Source organism: Bacillus sp. sid0103 (assembly GCF_019219025.1).
Window position 1 is genome coordinate 1 of record NZ_JAHUWN010000072.1, and the last position, 3952, is coordinate 3952.

Annotated in this window: 4 protein-coding genes and 1 pseudogene; all 5 read right to left on the reverse strand. The window is 32.5% G+C overall.

Annotation, left to right across the window (positions count from 1 at the left end):
* Window positions 1-480: 480 nt before the first annotated feature.
* The 5 genes and pseudogenes from KW850_RS32305 to KW850_RS32330 all read right to left on the reverse strand — a co-directional run bounded on the left by KW850_RS32305 (window position 481) and on the right by KW850_RS32330 (window position 3290).
* On the reverse strand, window positions 481-759 hold the full coding sequence (locus KW850_RS32305; RefSeq protein ID WP_218351681.1) for a hypothetical protein: 279 nt from the start codon (window positions 757-759) through the stop codon (window positions 481-483).
* 167 nt (window positions 760-926) lie between these two features.
* Window positions 927-1415 carry a DinB family protein gene (locus KW850_RS32310; protein ID WP_218351682.1) on the reverse strand — a complete coding sequence of 163 codons (489 nt, stop codon included), beginning with the start codon at window positions 1413-1415 and terminating at the stop codon, window positions 927-929.
* A 312-nt stretch (window positions 1416-1727) separates the two neighbouring features.
* Window positions 1728-2262: pseudogene (locus tag KW850_RS34475) on the reverse strand (DUF3916 domain-containing protein).
* Window positions 2263-2315: 53 nt separating this feature from the next.
* Window positions 2316-2774 carry a hypothetical protein gene (locus KW850_RS32325; RefSeq protein ID WP_218351685.1) on the reverse strand — a complete coding sequence of 153 codons (459 nt, stop codon included), beginning with the start codon at window positions 2772-2774 and terminating at the stop codon, window positions 2316-2318.
* 129 nt (window positions 2775-2903) lie between these two features.
* The gene (locus KW850_RS32330) at window positions 2904-3290 is read right to left on the reverse strand and encodes a DUF5412 family protein (protein WP_218351686.1); all 387 of its coding nucleotides are present in this window, start codon (window positions 3288-3290) and stop codon (window positions 2904-2906) included.
* Between the last annotated feature and the right edge of the window lie 662 nt (window positions 3291-3952).

The following is a 3952-nucleotide window of genomic DNA, read 5'->3' on the forward strand; positions in this document are numbered from 1 at the left end:
ATTTAGGTTAAACTGTATTTGAGTCATAATTAATTCCTCCACATTGTTTTCTTCGCCGTTAACATTGTAACCATGAGGAATTAATTTGACTCATTTTCTTTTTACACAATTATATGGACTCAATCTCATAATGCCGGAATAGCCCTAAAAACGCTTTTTCTTTATCCCCTGGATCTGTGATTAGACTCAATTATGTTGTTCACCTTCTTTTGTTTTTTGCGTATACCTTTTAGACGAAAAAGTTCCTATTTTGGCCGAAGGTTTTTTTTAAAATCCTAAAAAACTTAGTTATTTTTGATAAAAATGGTTTAAAAGAAGAAAAGTAGTTCTACTATAAGACAAAACCTTAGTAAAAATAGTAAGCAATTTACATAGAAGCGGATTTATAGGCAATGAAAAAGAATCTTCGATTGGAAGATCCTTTTATACTTCTTATTAAACTAAGGCACCCGTTAACTGAATAAGCACAAATGAAATTTATTAAAAATTGCCAGCGTCCGTTTCTCTTCTATTCGGAAAACTTTCCTTTGCTATGTCATCAAGATGAAGTGTTCCGTGTATGCCATTAACTTTTTTCTTATCCACCATTTTCGAGTAAAATCTTATATAGAAATCAGTATCCTCAAGGTTTGGGAAATCACTTGCAAATGCAATATCATTGCCATTTGGAAATAGAATATCAAACAGTTCAACATCCACTTCATAAATCTCAAAGGCACTGTTAATTGCACCGTCAATTACTTGAACATTTTTTTTCATAACATTCTCCTCATAAAGTTGCTAACACTATAATTCAGCTATAAAGAAGGGACTTCCTTCTTCAGCTATCCTGCCCGTTAGTGTCTAATAATAAAAAAGACCGCAGTAGCGATCCTCGTCTTTAACCCTTGCAGACCGTTAATTGAACAAGAAGAACTAAGTATTGACTAAGGAGCAACAAGGTCTGTATCAGGAGGATTGTAACCTAAATGACGAGCCATAGATACGATTTGTCCCTTATGATGAAACTCATGTGTTTCGGTATGAGTTAAAAGCCATAGAGGAGTCGTACTCCATGGTTCTTTCTGCCACTTCACCTGATTCGCTATATTATCGAACCAACGAGAATTGAATTCATCTAAAAACTGTTGTACTACTTCATCTACTAACTCAAATCTATTTCGAACCTTTTTGACATCTGAGTGTTCGATATCATAAACTGTAGCGAACGAAAAATCATTCTGTTTAAGTGCGAATTTCCCAAGCCAGCCCAAATAGCAATCAGCAACGTGAATATGGGTTCTAATAATAGACGCGTTCCCGAAGTTTGGAACTGTTTTGTGCAACTTTTGCAACGGAATCCCTTCCAAAAACGCAAACAATGTTTGTCTAGTGGACCTAATGAAACTGTATTGTTGCTTCAAAACATCCTTCATTCACTATCAATCCTCTCTGTTTAGTAACCCTTTTAGAAAAGACTACATAACGAACAGATGGGAGTAATCTTTAGCAGCTTATTCTCCCCTTTCATAATATATCTTTTCTTTTTTCTTATGATAGTTCCTTTTTTCTTATTCCACTAATCTGCTCCGTTTGCTCAATAACAAAAAAGGAACGCCGCAGCGATCCCCATCTTTAACTCTTGCACCCGTTAGTGTAAGTACATTTCTTCACAATCTTGTTATTACCAAAAAGTAAAATACTAGCTTGATTTGAGGAAATTGCAACTATTTGCAGAAATGACTTATCTAATTTAACTCACCAATAAACCAGATTTCGCCAACGTGGTTTATGTCTTCGTCTGAAATTATTTCCTTGAAACCCCGTAATTTTAAATCAGAAGATAAAACAAGGTTCCACTCTTTGATTATATTTCTATCGCTATCTAGAGGTACCCATTTTTGTTCTTGTGAGTTTCTCTCCAAAAAACCAACAAACCAACTTTTATCTGGTAATACTACAATTTGTGAGTCAAATAAATTGGGCAACGAAATAATGGCATATGTAATAATCACTCTGTACCTTCGTCTTTATGCTGATTAAATAATTAACCCGTTCAATTAATTTTTGCATAATATCTCGTCTTAATTTGTTCGGAGTTTTTTTCGAATCTATGTATTCTTGGCTGAATGGTAAATGTAGGTGCCAATAACCTAAACCATATTCATTAGGATTAGGAATAATTTTTGTTAATTCAGTTAAATCCTCTACAAACGTCTTGTACCTTCTCTTTAAACCCCTAACTTTCTTTTTAGTTCCATTATCAAATCTCCATTGAACCATAACCCAATCCCCCTAATTTAATTACAACAATGCCTTCTTATATTAGGATTCCCTTAATATACATCAAGTCTTATCTCCCAAAACTCCATATCTTCCAACACCAGGTCATAAGGTTTTTTTATTTCTTTCCTGCGAATGTTTTGTTTTTTTGATATTGCTAGCTCTTCTTTACTACTCAAACAAGTAAAATACTCTACGACGCCACTAGTTTGAATGGCTTCTTCTAGGTAAGAATATAGTATTGTTAAACACTTTTCTTCTTCTGCTGTTCCTTTTAATTCATATTTTAAAGGGATGTGATTAGAGTAAGCCGCTACTTGGTGATTGAAAGAGAGCTGGGGACTGTATGAAAATCTTCGTTTTAATTTGCTATCGTAATTATTTTCAAAATATATATGAGTGAAATCTAATTCATTTTTAAAGACATTCGGTTTTTTAGGAGACACGGGTTTTGAACCAAAGGAACCTTTAGGTAATCTCATAGGTGAAGCAAGATAAATGTATTGAGTCATAATTGATTTTCCTTTCTATGCACCATTTCATAAACTATCCTGCCCCTTTAGCTCAATAATAAAAAAAGCCACCAAAAATGAACTGGACCTTCGACTCTTGCCCCCGTTAGTGAAAGAATAAAAAGGTTTTTACTTACCTATATATTCAATCGTAATACCATTTACCTTTTTTTTCATCTCGTATGTTTCAGAGGATATATCATAAGTAACTTTTAAGTTCTTTTCATCAAGCCATTCTATCGAAAAATCTTTTTCTGACCCAAATGTATTTCCCGATTCATTTTCTAATTCATCATCTTTATATAAAATGGATAATTGAGGTGAAAACCCCGTTGTTGCACCGCAACTTCTATCGAAAATATATGCGATATTCTCACCATTGGGAGAAGGGATTTTTTGTTTAATATCATTTCCACACAAATCCTCAAATAAAAAATTCAATAGATACTTTCCAGCCATAAATAAAATTATTATTGTAATTATCGTAATTAAAAAAGTCTTATACCTTTTTGTCATTTGAACCACCCAGAATGAAAAGTATTTAGTAATTAGTATTTTCCAATGTAGTGTTATTATTATGTTGTTCTTTCACTAACCTGCTTCGTTAGTGGAACAAGAAAAAGAGCCGCCGCAGCAACCCTTTGTAAAAAATAAGCACCCTTAAGTTGAAGTACATAAACTTGTAATCATTTTCTTTTTTTCTTTAAATAGAATAATTCAAAGATGAAAGCAAATAGACATAGTACCATCACTGAATCAATTATATTTTGAACTAAGATTGAATCAATTTTTAGGATACGAGTGATAATATCAGAAAATAAAACAATAAAGAAAATCGACCACAATATTTTTTGCTTTTTAGAAAGATTAGAAACAGGCTCAAAAAAGGTCGTTAATTTCATAAAAAATCTCCTATTTACCTTTTATTCATCTATTTCAATTATATCAACAAAAAGTGATAATCCTCATTTTTTTTACTAAATAATCATTTTCCTTCTTCAACTAAACTGCTTCGTTAGAATTCCTGTAGGCAGCTAATTTTCAACTTTGAAAAAAAATAGGTCCCTCAGTAAGATATGAGTATAGACACCACTCTAACTCAAAACCTTAAGGAGGAACCCTTATATGAATTTTAAGATGCAAGACAAACAAAATCAACTAATTGAGAGAATTTCAGA

What these genes read in the sequence shown, in the direction of transcription:
- KW850_RS32305 (WP_218351681.1), bottom strand. Translation starts at nt 759, where the DNA reads ATGAAAAAAAATGTTCAAGTAATTGACGGTGCAATTAACAGTGCCTTT.
- KW850_RS32310 (WP_218351682.1), bottom strand. Translation starts at nt 1,415, where the DNA reads ATGAAGGATGTTTTGAAGCAACAATACAGTTTCATTAGGTCCACTAGA.
- KW850_RS32325 (WP_218351685.1), bottom strand. Translation starts at nt 2,774, where the DNA reads ATGACTCAATACATTTATCTTGCTTCACCTATGAGATTACCTAAAGGT.
- KW850_RS32330 (WP_218351686.1), bottom strand. Translation starts at nt 3,290, where the DNA reads ATGACAAAAAGGTATAAGACTTTTTTAATTACGATAATTACAATAATA.